Genomic DNA, 15,231 nt, shown 5'->3' with positions numbered 1-15,231 from the left:
ACATCATGAAGAAGTTCTTCTCCGCTATTCTCTTACTTTCTGTTGTAACATCTGTTAAAGCTCAGGACTCCGTTACCATACGTAAATTTTTTGACGAAGCTTTGGTAAACGGTCAATCTTACGAGAACCTACGTTATTTGTGCAAAAAGATAGGTCCGCGGTTAAGTGGTTCTGCTAACGCGCAAAAGTCGGTAGAATGGAGCAAAAAGCTAATGGACAGTTACGGCTTCGATAAAGTTTACCTCCAGGAGGTTATGGTGCCGCATTGGGTACGCGGCGCCAAAGAGCAAGGCTTTATCATTGATGGCAAAACACGCATACCTGTACCTATAGCTGCGTTGGGGATGTCTGTTGCAACGCCCAAGGACGGAGTAACCGCAACGATTGTTGAAGTAAAAAGCCTAAAGGAACTTGAGACACTTGGAGAAAGTGTTGTAAAGGGTAAAATAGTCTTCTTTAACGGGCCGTTTGATCAGCGATATATAGAGACTGGTGAAGGTTACGGAGCAGCGGGTGTTCAACGGTTTGCCGGTCCTTCTGCAGCGGCTAAGTTGGGCGCAGTTGGCGCTATTGTGCGTTCTATCACCCCTGCGCTAGACGATTACCCGCACACCGGCGGAACCGTTTATGAAGAAGGCGGCCGTAAAATACCGGCAGCAGCAATATCAACCCTTGCAGCTAACAAGCTGAGCAATATGCTTAGGCTTCGCAAGCTGCCACAGATTAAATTCTTCTTTAAGCAAAATTGCGAGTTGCTACCTGATGTAAGATCGTACAATGTAATAGGCGAAATCACGGGAACTGAAAAACCTAATAAAATCATAACCGTAGGAGGCCATTTGGATTCGTGGGACCTGGCAGAAGGTGCTCATGATGATGGTACCGGCGTAATGCAGTCAGTAGAAGTGCTCAGGATATTTAAAGCTGTAGGCTATAAACCTAAGAACACCGTACGGGCAGTATTTTTTATGAATGAAGAAAACGGACATAAAGGGGGGTTAAAGTATGCGGAAGTTGCCGCTCAAAACAAAGAAGACCACCTTGTAGCTTTAGAAACAGATGAGGGCGGATTCACGCCACGCGGCTTTAGCTTCCAGGGGGTAACTGCAGCCAAGCTAAAGGACATCAATAACAACTTCAAATCACTTTTAGAACCTTACGAAGCAGACCGGCTTGTTTCAGGTGGTGGCGGTACAGATATTGGCCCGCTTAAAGAAACCATCCCTTCAATTGTTCTTATGGGATTCAGACCAGACTCCCAGCGCTATTTTGATATTCATCATACTCCTAATGACGTTTTTGAAAATGTAAATAAACGCGAGCTGGAACTTGGTGCAGCATCTATAGCGGCAATGGTATATCTTATAGACCAGCACGGGCTGTAATTAAATAAAGTATACCTACTTATTTTAAGGGTTGGTTTGTAAATTGCGCCGCACCATAAATTCTACCACGTGGCTGACGATACAGACAAAAAAACAAAGGTGGACTCCTTTGCCGCTCTACGCTATAAAGATTTCCGCTCTTACGTTGGCATGCGCTTCTTTTTCACGTTTGCGTATCAAATGCAAACAACGGTGCTTGGCTTCTATATTTACGAGCTAACACACAGCAAAATTGCCCTGGCTTTTATCGGTCTTGCAGAAGCAGTTCCCGCAGTTGGCATAGCGCTTTACGGTGGTTATGTGGCTGATAAATATGAAAAGCGTAAAATGTTGCTGTTGATATTTTCGGGGGTATGTTTGGCCGCACTTACCATGTTCTTGGTTACGCTTAACAACATGCACAGCTACATTCATCCCGGCTGGATCTTGCCCGTACTATATGCTATGATATTTTGCAATGGTGTGGCTCGTGCTTTTTACGGACCGGCAACCTTTACTATCTACGCGGAAAGTATTCCAAAGGAGCTTTATCCTAACGGTAGTACCTGGAGCAGCTCTACCTGGCAAATAGCATCTATACTTGGTCCTTTTGTTGGAGGCTTTGTTTACGGCTTTGCGCCACATATTATTAAAGGGTTAAGCGGCATAACTGCAACCTTCGGCATAATCTTGTTGTTTATGCTTATCTCTTTAATACTTGTGTACAGGCTTCGTAAGTTTCCGCCGGTATTTGTACCAAAAGAAAACATCTGGAAAAGCCTTAAAGAAGGCCTCAATTTTGTATTCACCAATAAGATCATGTTTTACGCCATGAGCCTGGATCTTTTTTCTGTGTTCTTTGGCGGAGCGGTGGCTTTATTACCAGTATTCGCATTGGATATACTGCATGTAGGTGCCGAAGGTCTTGGTGTAATGCGTATGGCTTCGTCTCTTGGTGCTGCGCTTACAATGCTCATTATGGTTCGCTTCTCTCCCGTTACACGGCCATGGCGAAATCTGCTGATAGCAGTTGCAGGCTTTGGAGTTGCTATAATTGGCTTTGGCTTGTCGCGTGAGTTTTACCTATCCCTGGCCTTTTTGTTTATGCAAGGTAGCTTCGATAGTGTGAGTGTGATTATAAGAGGTACGCTAATGCAGCTGCTTACACCTGATCAGATGCGTGGACGGGTATCTGCCGTAAACTCTATGTTTATTGGTTCATCAAACGAAATCGGCGATTTTGAGTCTGGCATGGCGGCAAAGCTATTTGGAACTATACCTGCGGTAATATTTGGCGGAAGCATGACCCTGCTGATCGTAACAATTACTTTTTTAAAAACCAAAAAACTTATTCCACTTTCGCTACAAGAAATACAAGCCCCTCAAATTGCACAAAACTCTTAATTATAAATTATCAAAGTATCCTATACTCAAGTAAATTACTTATTACTAATAGTTTATAGGTTTTTTTTATTCCCAAAAGCTATAATTGGTTATATTTGATCAACGGTTTTGCAGCTTGTAAACTTCAGGATACTGCATTACTCCTCTGCTATACGTTAACTGTTTACAAGACCCCTTATGCAAACAAACAACAACAGTAAAGGCAAATGCCCAAAATGCGCCAATGGTATACTTACCTATCGCACCGCCAGACCTTTGTGGATGAAAACATTGCTATTTTGGCTTCCAATCAAAAGATATGAATGCCGTAGCTGCTTTAAAAAATCTTATGTCATAGGATCTTATACCAGTCGGATACAGGGCGCTTAGGTTTGTATGCACTAACAGTTTAGCTAACAGCTACAATACGGGATATCGACAAATAATTCCGCAGTCATTGTACATCCCAAACTTTGCTCACAGTTATTGTACCACCATTACGTACAAATCAAATTACCTTTATACAACAGGTGTTTTCACCCTAAAAAAAGAGGGGAAAATCAGGTAGTTATACGTATATGATTATCCGCCCTGTCGCCATATCTTTACATCAATCCTAAACCTTATCACAAAATGTAATAGCACAACAACTCCTTTGTTGCTGCTATATATCCATAAATCATCCACGATCCTTTAGCGTAAATCTTTTTTCTTAAGTGTTATAAATGAATGAATATTCATTTATCTTTGCAATAGCTATGCGGTCCAGAAATATCGACAAAGAACAACTTGTAAAGCAAAAAGCCATTGAGCTGATCGTAAATAACGGCTTGGAAGGCTTTAGCATGAATAAGCTAGCTAAAGCCTGCAACATCTCTGTAGCTACCTTATACATCTATTACCAAGACCGGGACGACCTAATCATCAACATAGCCGCTGATGGAGGTTCACTTTTCAGCGAAGCCTTGATACGCGACTTCGACCCCGAGATGTCTTTTGAAGAAGGTTTGCGCGTACAATGGATAAACCGTTACCGCTTTATGAAAGAGCATCCTCAGCTAAATATGTTTTTTGATCAGTTGCGCAGTTCAAGCTACCAGGAAAAGTTTTTGACAGGTTTTCTTCAGGACTTTAAACAGGTAATGAGCAAGTTCATGCACAATATTATAGAACGAGGCGAAATAGAAAAGATGCCGTTTGAATGTTACTGGTCCATTGCGTTTTCGCCGCTTTACTCGCTTGCCAGATTTGACTATGAAGGCCAAAGCCTCGGCGGGATGCCTTTTAAAATGACTGACGAGGTGCTTTGGAAGACATTTGAAATGGTTATAAAAGCTTTAAAAAAGTAGGTATGGAAAACTTCGATAACATATTGCTATTTAAAACCAACATCAGCTGCGAGGCCGACAAGACTGCGGTATGTGCAATGCTGCGCAATTTAAATGGCGTTGAGCAATTAAGTGTCGACCTGGAAGATGAGGACAGGGTGCTGAGGGTTGTCTCTGCTACCTTAAACCACCAGCAAATAATTAAATTGATAAATCAACACGGCTACAATTGCTGTGAATTAATCTAACATATGGAACAACAACAAGCGGTACCATTTACAAGGTACCAAAAATTCGTAATATTTATATTAGCTATAACCGGCTTTACAGTTATACTCGATTTTATGGTAATGTCGCCGCTGGGCGATATGCTCATGAAATCACTCAACCTTAAACCTGCTGCGTTTAGTGTGGCTGTATCTGCGTATGCTTTCAGCGCGGGTCTGTCCGGCTTGCTGGCAGCCGGTTTTGCAGACAAATTCGACCGCAAAAAGCTCCTGCTGTTTTTTTACAGTGGATTTATTATCGGCACTATATTCTGCGGTTTTGCAGAGTCGTACCCTGCGTTGTTGGCCGCCCGCATCATAACTGGGTTATTTGGTGGTGTTATCGGCTCTATATCTATGGCTATTATAACTGACATTTTCGCGTTACAGCAGCGTGGACGCGTGATGGGCTTTACACAGATGGGGTTTGGTGCAAGCCAGGTATTGGGCGTGCCTATCAGCATTTATATTGCTACACTTTGGCGCTGGGAGGCACCTTTCTGGATGGTTGCTGCAATAAGCCTGCTTATCTTTATCGCGATTGCTGTTTACCTGAAGCCGCTTACCGCGCATTTAGCTATCCAGCAGGACAGGTCGGCCTTTAAACATTTGTGGCATACTGTAGCCAAAAGCAACTACCGTGTTGGCTTTGCAGCTACAGCCCTTATGTCTATAGGCGGTTACATGATGATGCCTTTTGGAAGCGCATTCGCGGTGAATAACCTGGGTGTTAGCTACGATCAGCTTACCATATTGCTAATGGTTGCCGGCATAAGCGGCCTTATAGTAATGCCGATGATAGGCAAAATGAGCGATAAGAAAGATAAATTCACCATATACGCTATCGCATCCGTTTGGATGATGATCATGTGTGTGCTTTATACGAATCTAGGTCGTACCCCTTTGTGGCAAGTGGTTATATTTAACGTATTGATGATGATGGGTATAATGAGCCGTATGGTTCCTGCCGGAGCCCTTGTGAGCGCTATACCAGAGATGAGCGATCGTGGTGCTTTCATGAGCATAAACGCCTCTATGCAGCAAATAGCTGGTGGTGTTGGCGCGGTTATCAGTGGTTCAATTGTAGTACAGGCATCTAAGGGAAGCCCATTGCAACACTACAATTGGGTTGGTTATGCCATAGTACTGATCTCGGTAGTGAGCATCTTCTTATTGAGAAGAGTAGATAATCTTACTAAAAAGAAAAGATCAAACGATAAAGTAGTAATACCGGAAGCAACAGCGGTTCACGAGGCGCTATAGGCTTTTTGTTGCAGCATTAAGGGACCTTGTTGTGCTAAATACCTATATTTAGCTACCTCATCCCTTAATGCTTTAAACAATGAAAAAGCTTCTGCTTGTTACTACCATTATATCTGCTTCTATGGCCGCAAACGCCCAAACTAAATTCGATCCGCCTAAAACCAAAGCCATTCCCGTCGTTGACACCCTGCACAACGTTGTCCTTACTGATAACTACCGCTGGCTGGAAGACAAGAAAGATGAAAAAGTTATAGAGTGGACCCAAAAACAACATGATTATGGTGTTGAATACCTGGCCAAAACTCAAAAGGTACATGCAGGCCTGCAGGAACAAATAGCAGCTTACATCAACATGGACTATGAAGGCCCGCTGAACAATGTGGGCAAACGCGTTTTCCAAACGGTAAAACTTAAAGGCGATAAACAATCTAAAACCTACACCATTCTTAATGGTAAAAAGATATTGATCTGGGATCCGGTACAGCTGGACAGTACGGGTAAGACGTCTACTACCGGCATCAATTATACTTATGATGGTGAGCGCGCCGCGGTAAACGCGCAAAAAAGTGGTGCCGAAGTAAACACAGTATATTTTATTGATACCCGCACAGGCAAGCAGCTATTGCCGCCCTTACATAACATTTTCGGCTTTCAATGGACGCGTGACCAGCAGCATGCCTATATTACCCTGCGCAGCCAGGAAGATGTAGACAAGCAAAATCCGCTTAAAACCTATTTGCTGAAGGTGGGCGATCCGGTTGAGAAAGCCGTGTTTATAGGTACCGTAGCCGACGCCAAGAACAGCTACTACATTTACGATAACCGCTACAGCGATGTTACCTTCAGCGGCGAAAGTGACTTTTACTCAAACACACTTAAAATACGCCCCACCGGCAGCGCTAAAGAAGGAAAGCAGATATACAGCAGCAAAAAGTTTGCGGCATACCCGGATGCCATTGGCGATAAGTTGTACATAATGACAAATGACAATGCGCCGAACTACAAACTCATGATAGCCGACAAGGCGCAGCCAGATTACAAATACTGGAAAACTCTTATACCTGAAGGCAAAACAGTAATGGAAAATTGCGTAGTAACTAAGAACAGCATTATTGTACAAGATAAGCTGGACTTGGTGAGCCGTCTTACTATCTATGACCTAAACGGTAAAAAGCTGCGTGCTATGCCCCTGCCCGAAAAAGGCAGCATCGGCAGCGTTAGTTACGACCGGGAGTTAGATTCTGTTTATATATCGCTTGTAACGTTTACTTCCACACCAAAAACTTACGTTGCCTCGCCGAAAGAATACAAGTGGCGCTTGTTCTATCAAAGGCATTTACCTGTGGATATGAGCAATATTGTTGGTGAAATAAAATTCTACAATTCCAAGGATGGCACACGTGTGCCTGTGTTTGTGGTGCACCGTAAAGACATTAAGCTGGATGGTAACAATCCCGTATTGCTTACTGCTTACGGAGGTTTTCAGTCGGGCATAAAGCCGGGCTATATGGGTTTTTATGCGCCCTTCATTAATGCTGGTGGTATTTTGGTTGAGCCGGGTATACGCGGTGGCGACGAGTTTGGCGAACAATGGCACCTGGATGGCATGCTGGCTAAAAAGCAAAACTGCTTTGACGATTTTTATGCCTGTGCCGAGTGGCTGGTAAAAGAAAAGTACACCAACACCACCAGGATTGTAGCCATGGGCGGCAGCAACGGTGGTTTGCTGATGGGTGCTGCGGCAACCCAGCGCCCTGACCTGTTTAAAGCCATTGTGTGCCAGGTTCCTTTATTAGATATGCTACGATACCATAAGTTCCTGATAGCACGCTACTGGATACCTGAATATGGTGCAGCTGAAGATACTGAGCAATTTCAATGGTTACTGCGTTATTCGCCATACCACAATATACGGGCAGGTGTGAACATCCCTCCTATGCTGGTAACCTCCGGCGCTAACGATACACGCGTGGACCCAATGAACGCCAAGAAGTTTGTGGCAGCTGTACAAAACAACCCGGGCCAGGTAAGCCCGGTTATTCTTCACATGGATTTTGACAGCGGCCATGGCAGCGGGCAAAGCACCGAGCAATCCATCAAAAACTGGACATTTACGTTTGAGTATGTAATGAACCAGCTAGGAATGTAAGCATGTCCAACAACACTAAGGCTAAGTTCAACATCAGTACTATTTTCGACGTGATCAATCGCGAGAAAGTTATCATCGGTACATTGATTGAAGGTGAACTAAATAAAGGGGATACCTTTGAGTTAGTTTCTGACGATGAAAAATTTAGCTACAGTATTAGTTCAGTAGAAGCGGTTAACATCAAAGGAATATTTCGTATTGGATTATATATTTTATCGCATTCCGACCCGGATTTAACAATATTAGAACAAGCTGCTGGCTTAACTATTTTGATTAATTGATAATCGTTCTACTTACTTATACCCCGCCGCCTGCAAATTAAACAGCTCTGCATAACGGCCGCCTTTTGCCAACAGTTCCTGATGGTTCCCAACTTCTGCAATCTGCCCTTGCTGGAGTACCAGGATGCGGTCGGCCATGCGGACGGTAGAAAAACGATGCGAGATAAGCACTGCCATACGTCCTTTCGTAAGTTCTGCAAACCGTTCAAATACCTCAAACTCTGCCCGTGCGTCCAAAGCGGAAGTTGGTTCATCAAGTATCAGTAACTGCGCGTCACGCAGATACGCCCTGGCAACGGCCACCTTTTGCCACTCACCGCCCGAGAGTTCTACACCCTCGAAAAAGCGTTTACCAAGCATTTGATTGTAGCCGCCCGGCAGCCTTTGCGCCAGCTCATCGGCCAGGCTTTGTTTCGCAGCTGCTTTTATCAGCTCTGCATTTTCTTTATGGGCGATGTTACCTGTAGCAATATTTTGTGAGAACGTCATCTGGTACCGCAGGTAATCCTGAAAGATGATGCCTATGTTGAGCCTAAGCTCGGTAAGATCGTACTCCTTAAGGTCGCGGCCATCAAGTAAAATCCGTCCTTCAGTCGGGTCGTAAAGCCGGGCAAGCAGCTTAACCAGGGTGGTTTTGCCCGCACCATTTTCGCCTACCAACGCCAGTTTTTCTCCGGGGTGCAGGGTAAAGCTTAAATGCCGGTTGGCCCAGCGTTCAGAGTGGATGTATTTAAAGCCAACATCCTCGAAAGTAAAGCCCTGTATAACTGGATTAGGAAATGGCAGCGGATTGGCAGGAGGATGGATCTTCGGCTGAATATCAAAGAACTCAAAAAAGTCTTGCAGATAAACCGCGCCTTGCGATACGGCGGTAAAACGGGTAAGTATCGCCTCGAGCAAAGAACGCAGCTGCCTGAATGAGCCTGCCAAGAAGGTAAGTTCTCCCAAGGTAATGTGCCCGCTAACCGTACGCGCAATAATGTACACGTAAGCGCCGTAGTAGCCTAAACTACCCAGCAAAGCAAACCCGGTACCCCAGGCAGATCGCTGAATAGCAATGCGCCTATTATCGAAATAAAACTTGTTAGAAAGAACCTTAAATCTATCGATGATAAATGCCGAAAGATCAAACATCTTCACTTCTTTTGCAGTCTCATCACTGGCACCCAGGTAGCGCAGGTAGTCCAGTTCACGGCGCTCGGGCGTTTGTCGCCTACTGAGCGCGTAAGTCTGGTCGTTAAAATAAGATTCGCCCAAGAACGCCGGGAGTATGGTTACGAGCAGCAACAGAATAAGCCAGGGATTAAAAGCCATTAACCCGGCAGCAAGAAAGCCCATAGTGATCAGGTCCTGCACCTGGCTCATTACCTGCGAAAGCAGTATTGTCCGGCCAACGGTTTGCTGTCGCGCCCTTTCAAGTTTATCGTAAAAAACCGCGTCCTCAAACTGGTCTAGGTCCAGCGTGGCCGCGTGGTTCATGATCTTTACAGAGGTATGGTTAGAAAAGAGATCGCCAAGCAAACTGTCAAACAGCGTAATTGCGCGCCCAAGTACATCATTAAAAATTACCAGGCCAAACTCCAGCCCGACAAGTTCCCATATATACGGGTGTGGGCTGGTCCCGCTCGTCTTTGTGGCCAGCACCACCTGGTCTATAATGAGCTTACCTACATACAGGATAAGCAACGGCAGGGCAGATCGTATAAAACGCAGTAAGACGTTTACCAGCGTCATACCCGGACTCGTTTGATAAACCAGCCTGAAAAATGCAGGCAAGCTGCGCAATGCTGCCAGCCGTTCCTTAAGGGTTAGTGTAGGAATAGCTTTTACAGGCGGACGGTCTTTTAAAGGCATGTAGCTTTAACGTTTCCGCAAGATAAGGGTTTGGCTACTTTGCCATGATCGCGCGAACGTCATCTTCTGTGCCACTAAACGGTCCGGCATTCTCAATCTTTAAGGCTGCCATTGCCGACGCGAACCTTCCGGCATCTGCAATATCATCACCTTTAACTCGGCGGTAAAGGTAACCAGCCATATAGGTGTCGCCGCAACCTGTAGCATCTACAACCTCGGTAGGCGTATACGGTGGAATATCGTAAAACACGCTGTCCGCATAAATTACCGAACCCATGCTGCCAAGGGTAACTACCACCTCTTTTACGCCCCACTCAGCCAGTATCTTAGCTCCTTCACGGATGTCGGCGTTACCTGTCAGTACCTCCAGTTCATGCTCATTTACTTTCAGGATATCTACATATTGCAACGCCGCACGCTTATCGGCCCAGTCAATCGCCTTAACTTGTTTGTCTACCACCTCACGCAAATAGCCCTGTGCATCAACAGACACATTGCCCCGGCCAAACAAGTCCTTTATCAGGCTGGTTGGTACATCATGCGCCAATAGCGGGCCAAGATGAAATATCGTCGCTTCAACATCCTTCAGAGACTCTACGCTAAACGCATCAGCAACCTGCAAAACCCGCTGGGTGCGGTTATCCTGGTTATCGCCATATATGTTCTCAAAGTAAACGGTATGCTTGCTGGGCAACGCTTTTACAGATATCCCCAACTCGCGGAGGTCTGCAACACTCTGCATTTCACTCTCTGCAAGTGCCGTTACAAGGCTGTAGTTTATATTCATGTGCCGCATAGCATGCGAAAAGTAAAAAGCAGTGCCACCGGCCATGTGCCTTACAGCGCGCGGGGTGACAATTTTATCGAGGGTAATGTGGCCTATGCAGCAAATATCAACCATCACAAAAATTTAATGAACGGTAAATATAAGCTTGTCAACTAATTGTTACCATAGCCGCCGCATTTTAGCAGGGATAATTTTTAACTTGCCTTATCTCACATTTACTTTATAATGAACTACTACATCTCTCAACGCCACAAACTTTCCTGTATAATCTTAATATTGCTGGGTGCATTATTCTTAGGGCAAGCCAAAGCACAGGCACCGGCAGACCCTTATATGGGCATTATCCCGGCGCCTGCCTCCGTTATACCGGCTGCTGGTTATTTTAAGTTAAACGAATCAACGCTGATTAAAGCCGATGACCCAAAAGATAAAGCTGTGCTGTTTCTTAAAGATTATCTTTTAACTAATCGTCATTTCAAGAATAAAGTAGCGAAATACAACAAAAAAAGCAAGGCAAGTACCGGACTGGTGCTTACTACTGTTGGTGCCGATAAGCTGCCCCCTGAAGGCTACAAGCTTACAATCACTCCAAAAAAGATCACTATCATCGGTAAAAACGCCGGGTTGTTCTATGGCGTGCAAACGCTTTTACAGTTGCTCCCGGTAGAGCCGTCTGCTGCAGAACTATTACCATGTGTAACTATTGAAGACTCCCCCAGATTTGGCTATCGCGGTATGATGCTGGATGTATCCCGCCACTTCTTTACTGTACCGCAGGTGAAGAAAGTGATAGAAATGATGGCGTATTATAAGCTCAACAATTTTCATTGGCACCTGGTGGATGGGCAGGGTTGGCGCATTGAGATAAAAAAGTATCCTAAGCTTACCGAGGTAGGCGGCTTTCGCCAGCAAACCATGTTCGGCAACAACCGCGATTGGCCGGACAGCCTTAACTACGGCGGCTTTTACACACAGGAGCAGATACGCGATGTAGTAAAATTTGCAGCAGCGCGCTACATAAATGTAATTCCCGAAATTGAGATGCCCGCACACTCGGACGCGGCGCTAAGAGCCTACCCCGAATTACGTTGTGAGCCTGCAGACCCCAAAGCACCGGCACGCAGTATTAACGGCATTTACTGCCCTACCGAAGAAACCTTCACCTTCCTGGAAGGCGTGCTTACCGAGGTGATGGATTTGTTCCCGAGCAAATACATTCATATAGGCGGCGATGAGGCCAACAAGCAGCCCTGGAAAGAATCGGCCTTTGTACAGGGCCTGATGAAAGAAAAAGGCCTAAAAGATGAAAAAGAGGTACAAAGTTACTTTATCCAGCGGATGGAAAAGTTCATTAACTCCAAAGGACGCAGTATCATAGGGTGGGATGAAATTTTGGAAGGCGGCCTCGCGCCAAATGCAACCGTGATGAGCTGGCAGGGCGAAGAAGGTGGTATTGCAGCCGCGCGCCAGCACCATAACGTTATTATGACACCCCAGACAACGGGCAATTACTTTGACCATTACCAGAGCGGTTCTCCCCAGGAGCCGGTATCTTTTGGCCGATATGCCGTACTGCAGGAAACATACGACTATGATCCGGTATCCAAACAACTTACACCAGACGAGCAAAAATATGTGATAGGCACGCAAGGTAACTTATGGACGGAATATGTGCCTACCGTAGCTAAACTGCAATACCAGATCTTTCCGCGGTTGTTTGCCCTGGCAGAAGTTGCATGGAGCAAACCTGCCAATAAAAACTACGACAACTTTGCCAACGTGCGGCTTGCAAAACACTTTAACCGTTTAGAGTATATGGGTTACAATTACCGGGTGCCAACGGCATTGCCCACGCTGGACACCATACTTATTGGCAGCAAATTTACTTTTGAACCAAAGTCAGTTGTACCGGGCGCTAAGATCTACTATACCCTTAACGGTCGAGATCCATTAGATACCGATTGGGAGTATACCTCGCCTGTTACCATTATAGTTCCTGCAAATGAAAAAAGGGAGTTTAAAACCAGGGTAATAACACCTAAAGGCAGGCGCAGTATAGCGACGCGTGTACTGCTGGTAAACCGTGCTGTTATGCCTGCAATAAATATTACTGCTGCTAAGCCCGGCTTGAAATACAAGCTGGTAAAGGGCCGCTTTACCTCACCCGATCAGTTGGATTATGTACTGCTGACTGATTCAGCAACTACACCACAGCTTAATTCAGAGGCGTTTAAAAAAGACACTCCTTACTTTGGTGTGGTGTACAACGGCTTCATCAACATTGATCAGGACGGAAGCTACAACTTTGGGCAAGCATCATACACCGATACACAGGTATTTGTAGATGGCGAGAAAATTACTGAAGCCGAGTCTGTTTTACCACTGGCAAAAGGCCTACATAAAATGCAGGTAAAGTACATTTACAGTACTCCTGTACAGGTACCGGGGCAGTATCGCGTGAGGCAAACACCGCTCAAGATTTATGTTACAGCGCCCGGCGGCACAAAAGAGGAACTTCAGGCTGAAAGCTTGTTCTATTAAAACCATTTAGCTCGTTGTAACATAAGCTTAATGTAGGCTGAATTGTAATTTATTAATCAATTGTTACCATTGCGGTTTATAATGTTCTAAGCATATTGGGTATATCCTTATGAAACTACATGTATTTACCAGTGGTTTGTTGTTCTTGCTGGGGTTCGCCTCCACCATCTTCGCGCAGCCGAGAACTAATAAAACAAACAGCGATATCGCACCAGCCAACATCCGCCCGCTTGTAAACCGTGGTCATAGCCATAATGATTACCGGCAGAACATACCTTTTTTACAGGCCTATTATTCAGGCGCGGGCTCTATAGAAGCTGATGTGTATTTTCATAACGGTCGTCTATATGTGGCCCATGCTAAGGAGGAGATCAGGGATGGCTTTACACTTGATAGTGTTTATTTAAGGCCTTTAGTTGCCCTTTTCACTAAGAACAACGGCCGCCCGTATGCTGATTCATCTTTCTCGCTGCAGTTGGTTATTGACATTAAGGAAGACCATGAACATGTGATACCTGAGTTGCTGCGCGAACTGGCACCTTATCAGCGCGTTTTCAATGATCCTGCAAATAAACATTGCGTACGTGTTGTATTAAGCGGCGACATGCCCGAGCCGGCACATTTTACAGATTACCCAAGCTACATTCTTTTTGACGGACGGCCCTATACCAAATATACCGACCAACAGATAAGTCGTGTTGCTATGATCAGTGATGCAATTACCGAATATACAAAGTGGAACGGTAAAGGAACGTTAACCCGGCAGGACTCTGTTAAGTTACGGCAGATGATTGAAGCCGCTCATCAGCGGCATAAGCCTTTCAGGTTTTGGGCTACGCCCGACAGCCCTAACAGTTGGATACAACTGGAAAAACTTGGCGCCGATTGGATCAACACGGACCACCCGCAGCAACTGCATGACTTTTACATTAACCGTAAGAAACTTCTGTTTGCGAACCCTTCACCTTACCAGGTGTATAAGCCAGCCTACAAGATTGATGGTGCTAACAAGAAAGTGAAAAACGTTATCTTGATAATTGGTGATGGCATGGGGCCGGCGCAATTACAGGCGGGGCAAACCGCCAACCATGGCCAGCTTAATATCACACAGTGCCGCTTCATTGGCTTTTCACAAACGGCTGCAAGCAATTCTGGCAACACCGATTCGGCAGCAGGTGCTACCGCTATGGCCACCGGTCACAAGACCAACAACCGCGCAATTGGTACAGGGCCAAACGACGAACCGTTAGCTAACCTGCCCGATGCACTTTCAGCACACGGTATCCGTTCAGGTATCATAAGCAGCGGCGACATTACTGATGCCACACCTGCTGCGTTTTACGCACACCAGCCCGACCGTGATTCATCCAACGCAATAGCTGCCGATCTGCTGACAAGTCATGTTGATGTACTGATTGGCTCTAATCAAAAAAGCTTTCTTCAAAACAAGGATAAAGGCCTGATGAACAAGTTAAGTGCTGCCGGTTATCAGTTGCATTTAAAATTAAACGAACTTGAAAAGGCAAACGGAGGTAAACAGCTGGTGCTATTAAGCGATGCTGATACCCGCCCGGTAAAAGACGGCCGGGGCGATATGCTTAAAACATCGATACTGCAAACAATACGTTTATTGTCCGGCAACAAAAAAGGCTTTTTTATTATGGCCGAAGGTGCGCAAATTGACTATGGCGGTCACGCTAATGATTTGCCCTATGTAGTTACCGAACTTCACGACTTGGATAAAACTGTAGCTGAAGCACTGAAATTTGCAGATGAGGACGGCGAAACGCTTGTAATCATTACAGCAGATCACGAGACGGGCGGTCTTACCCTGCTTGACGCATCAGCAAACAACGGCATGGTACTGGGTTCTTTTAGCACAAACGACCATACCAGCATTAACGTACCGGTATTTGCTTATGGGCCTCACGCGCAGGACTTTACCGGCACGTATCCCAATACGGCGCTGTTCTATAAAATTTTAAACCTTCTTAAAGCCGCTAAATAGCGATTTG

The 15,231-nt window shown here is 45.4% G+C and carries 11 protein-coding genes; 9 read left to right on the top strand and 2 right to left on the bottom strand.

The genetic code is table 11. The features are described from left to right. The first annotated feature begins 5 nt into the window (after window positions 1-5). The 7 genes from DYU05_RS13625 (at window position 6) to DYU05_RS13595 (ending at window position 8,034) form a co-directional block, all read left to right on the top strand. A complete protein-coding gene (locus DYU05_RS13625; protein ID WP_117383654.1) occupies window positions 6-1,385 on the top strand; it encodes a M20/M25/M40 family metallo-hydrolase in 1,380 nt (459 codons plus the stop codon). Window positions 1,386-1,454: 69 nt separating this feature from the next. Continuing rightward, a complete protein-coding gene (locus tag DYU05_RS13620) occupies window positions 1,455-2,768 on the top strand; it encodes an MFS transporter (RefSeq protein WP_235854022.1) in 1,314 nt (437 codons plus the stop codon). A gap of 704 nt (window positions 2,769-3,472) precedes the next feature. Next, window positions 3,473-4,096 (top strand): TetR/AcrR family transcriptional regulator, encoded by a 624-nt coding sequence (locus DYU05_RS13615; RefSeq protein ID WP_235854021.1) that lies wholly within the window; start codon window positions 3,473-3,475, stop codon window positions 4,094-4,096. Window positions 4,097-4,098: 2 nt separating this feature from the next. After that, window positions 4,099-4,323 carry a hypothetical protein gene (locus DYU05_RS13610; protein ID WP_117383653.1) on the top strand — a complete coding sequence of 75 codons (225 nt, stop codon included), beginning with the start codon at window positions 4,099-4,101 and terminating at the stop codon, window positions 4,321-4,323. 3 nt (window positions 4,324-4,326) lie between these two features. After that, window positions 4,327-5,604 (top strand): MFS transporter, encoded by a 1,278-nt coding sequence (locus DYU05_RS13605; protein WP_117383652.1) that lies wholly within the window; start codon window positions 4,327-4,329, stop codon window positions 5,602-5,604. Between the two features lie 79 nt (window positions 5,605-5,683). Further along, window positions 5,684-7,753: a prolyl oligopeptidase family serine peptidase gene (locus tag DYU05_RS13600; RefSeq protein WP_117383651.1), complete on the top strand. Its 2,070-nt coding sequence runs from the start codon at window positions 5,684-5,686 to the stop codon at window positions 7,751-7,753. Between the two features lie 2 nt (window positions 7,754-7,755). Then, entirely contained in the window at window positions 7,756-8,034 is a 279-nt protein-coding gene (locus DYU05_RS13595; RefSeq protein ID WP_117383650.1) for a hypothetical protein, read from the top strand. Window positions 8,035-8,046: 12 nt separating this feature from the next. On the opposite strand, the gene DYU05_RS13590 is transcribed toward DYU05_RS13595, so the two are convergent. Together DYU05_RS13590 and DYU05_RS13585 are read right to left on the bottom strand one after the other, a co-directional pair. Next, window positions 8,047-9,888, bottom strand: a complete 1,842-nt coding sequence (locus tag DYU05_RS13590; RefSeq protein WP_205771881.1) for an ABC transporter ATP-binding protein — start codon at window positions 9,886-9,888, stop codon at window positions 8,047-8,049. Window positions 9,889-9,922: 34 nt separating this feature from the next. Further along, window positions 9,923-10,789: a PfkB family carbohydrate kinase gene (locus tag DYU05_RS13585; RefSeq protein WP_117383649.1), complete on the bottom strand. Its 867-nt coding sequence runs from the start codon at window positions 10,787-10,789 to the stop codon at window positions 9,923-9,925. Window positions 10,790-10,900: 111 nt separating this feature from the next. On the opposite strand from DYU05_RS13585, the gene DYU05_RS13580 reads away from it, so the two are divergent. Together DYU05_RS13580 and DYU05_RS13575 are read left to right on the top strand one after the other, a co-directional pair. Next, complete coding sequence (locus DYU05_RS13580; RefSeq protein ID WP_117383648.1) at window positions 10,901-13,216, top strand: family 20 glycosylhydrolase; 2,316 nt, start codon at window positions 10,901-10,903, stop codon at window positions 13,214-13,216. Window positions 13,217-13,325: 109 nt separating this feature from the next. Then, window positions 13,326-15,224 carry an alkaline phosphatase gene (locus DYU05_RS13575; RefSeq protein WP_117383647.1) on the top strand — a complete coding sequence of 633 codons (1,899 nt, stop codon included), beginning with the start codon at window positions 13,326-13,328 and terminating at the stop codon, window positions 15,222-15,224. Window positions 15,225-15,231 lie beyond the last annotated feature (7 nt).

Source organism: Mucilaginibacter terrenus, assembly GCF_003432065.1.
In the GTDB taxonomy this organism is placed as follows: domain Bacteria; phylum Bacteroidota; class Bacteroidia; order Sphingobacteriales; family Sphingobacteriaceae; genus Mucilaginibacter; species Mucilaginibacter terrenus.
The sequence above is the reverse complement of the archived record's forward strand: the minus strand, read 5'-3'. Positions and strand labels throughout refer to the sequence as shown.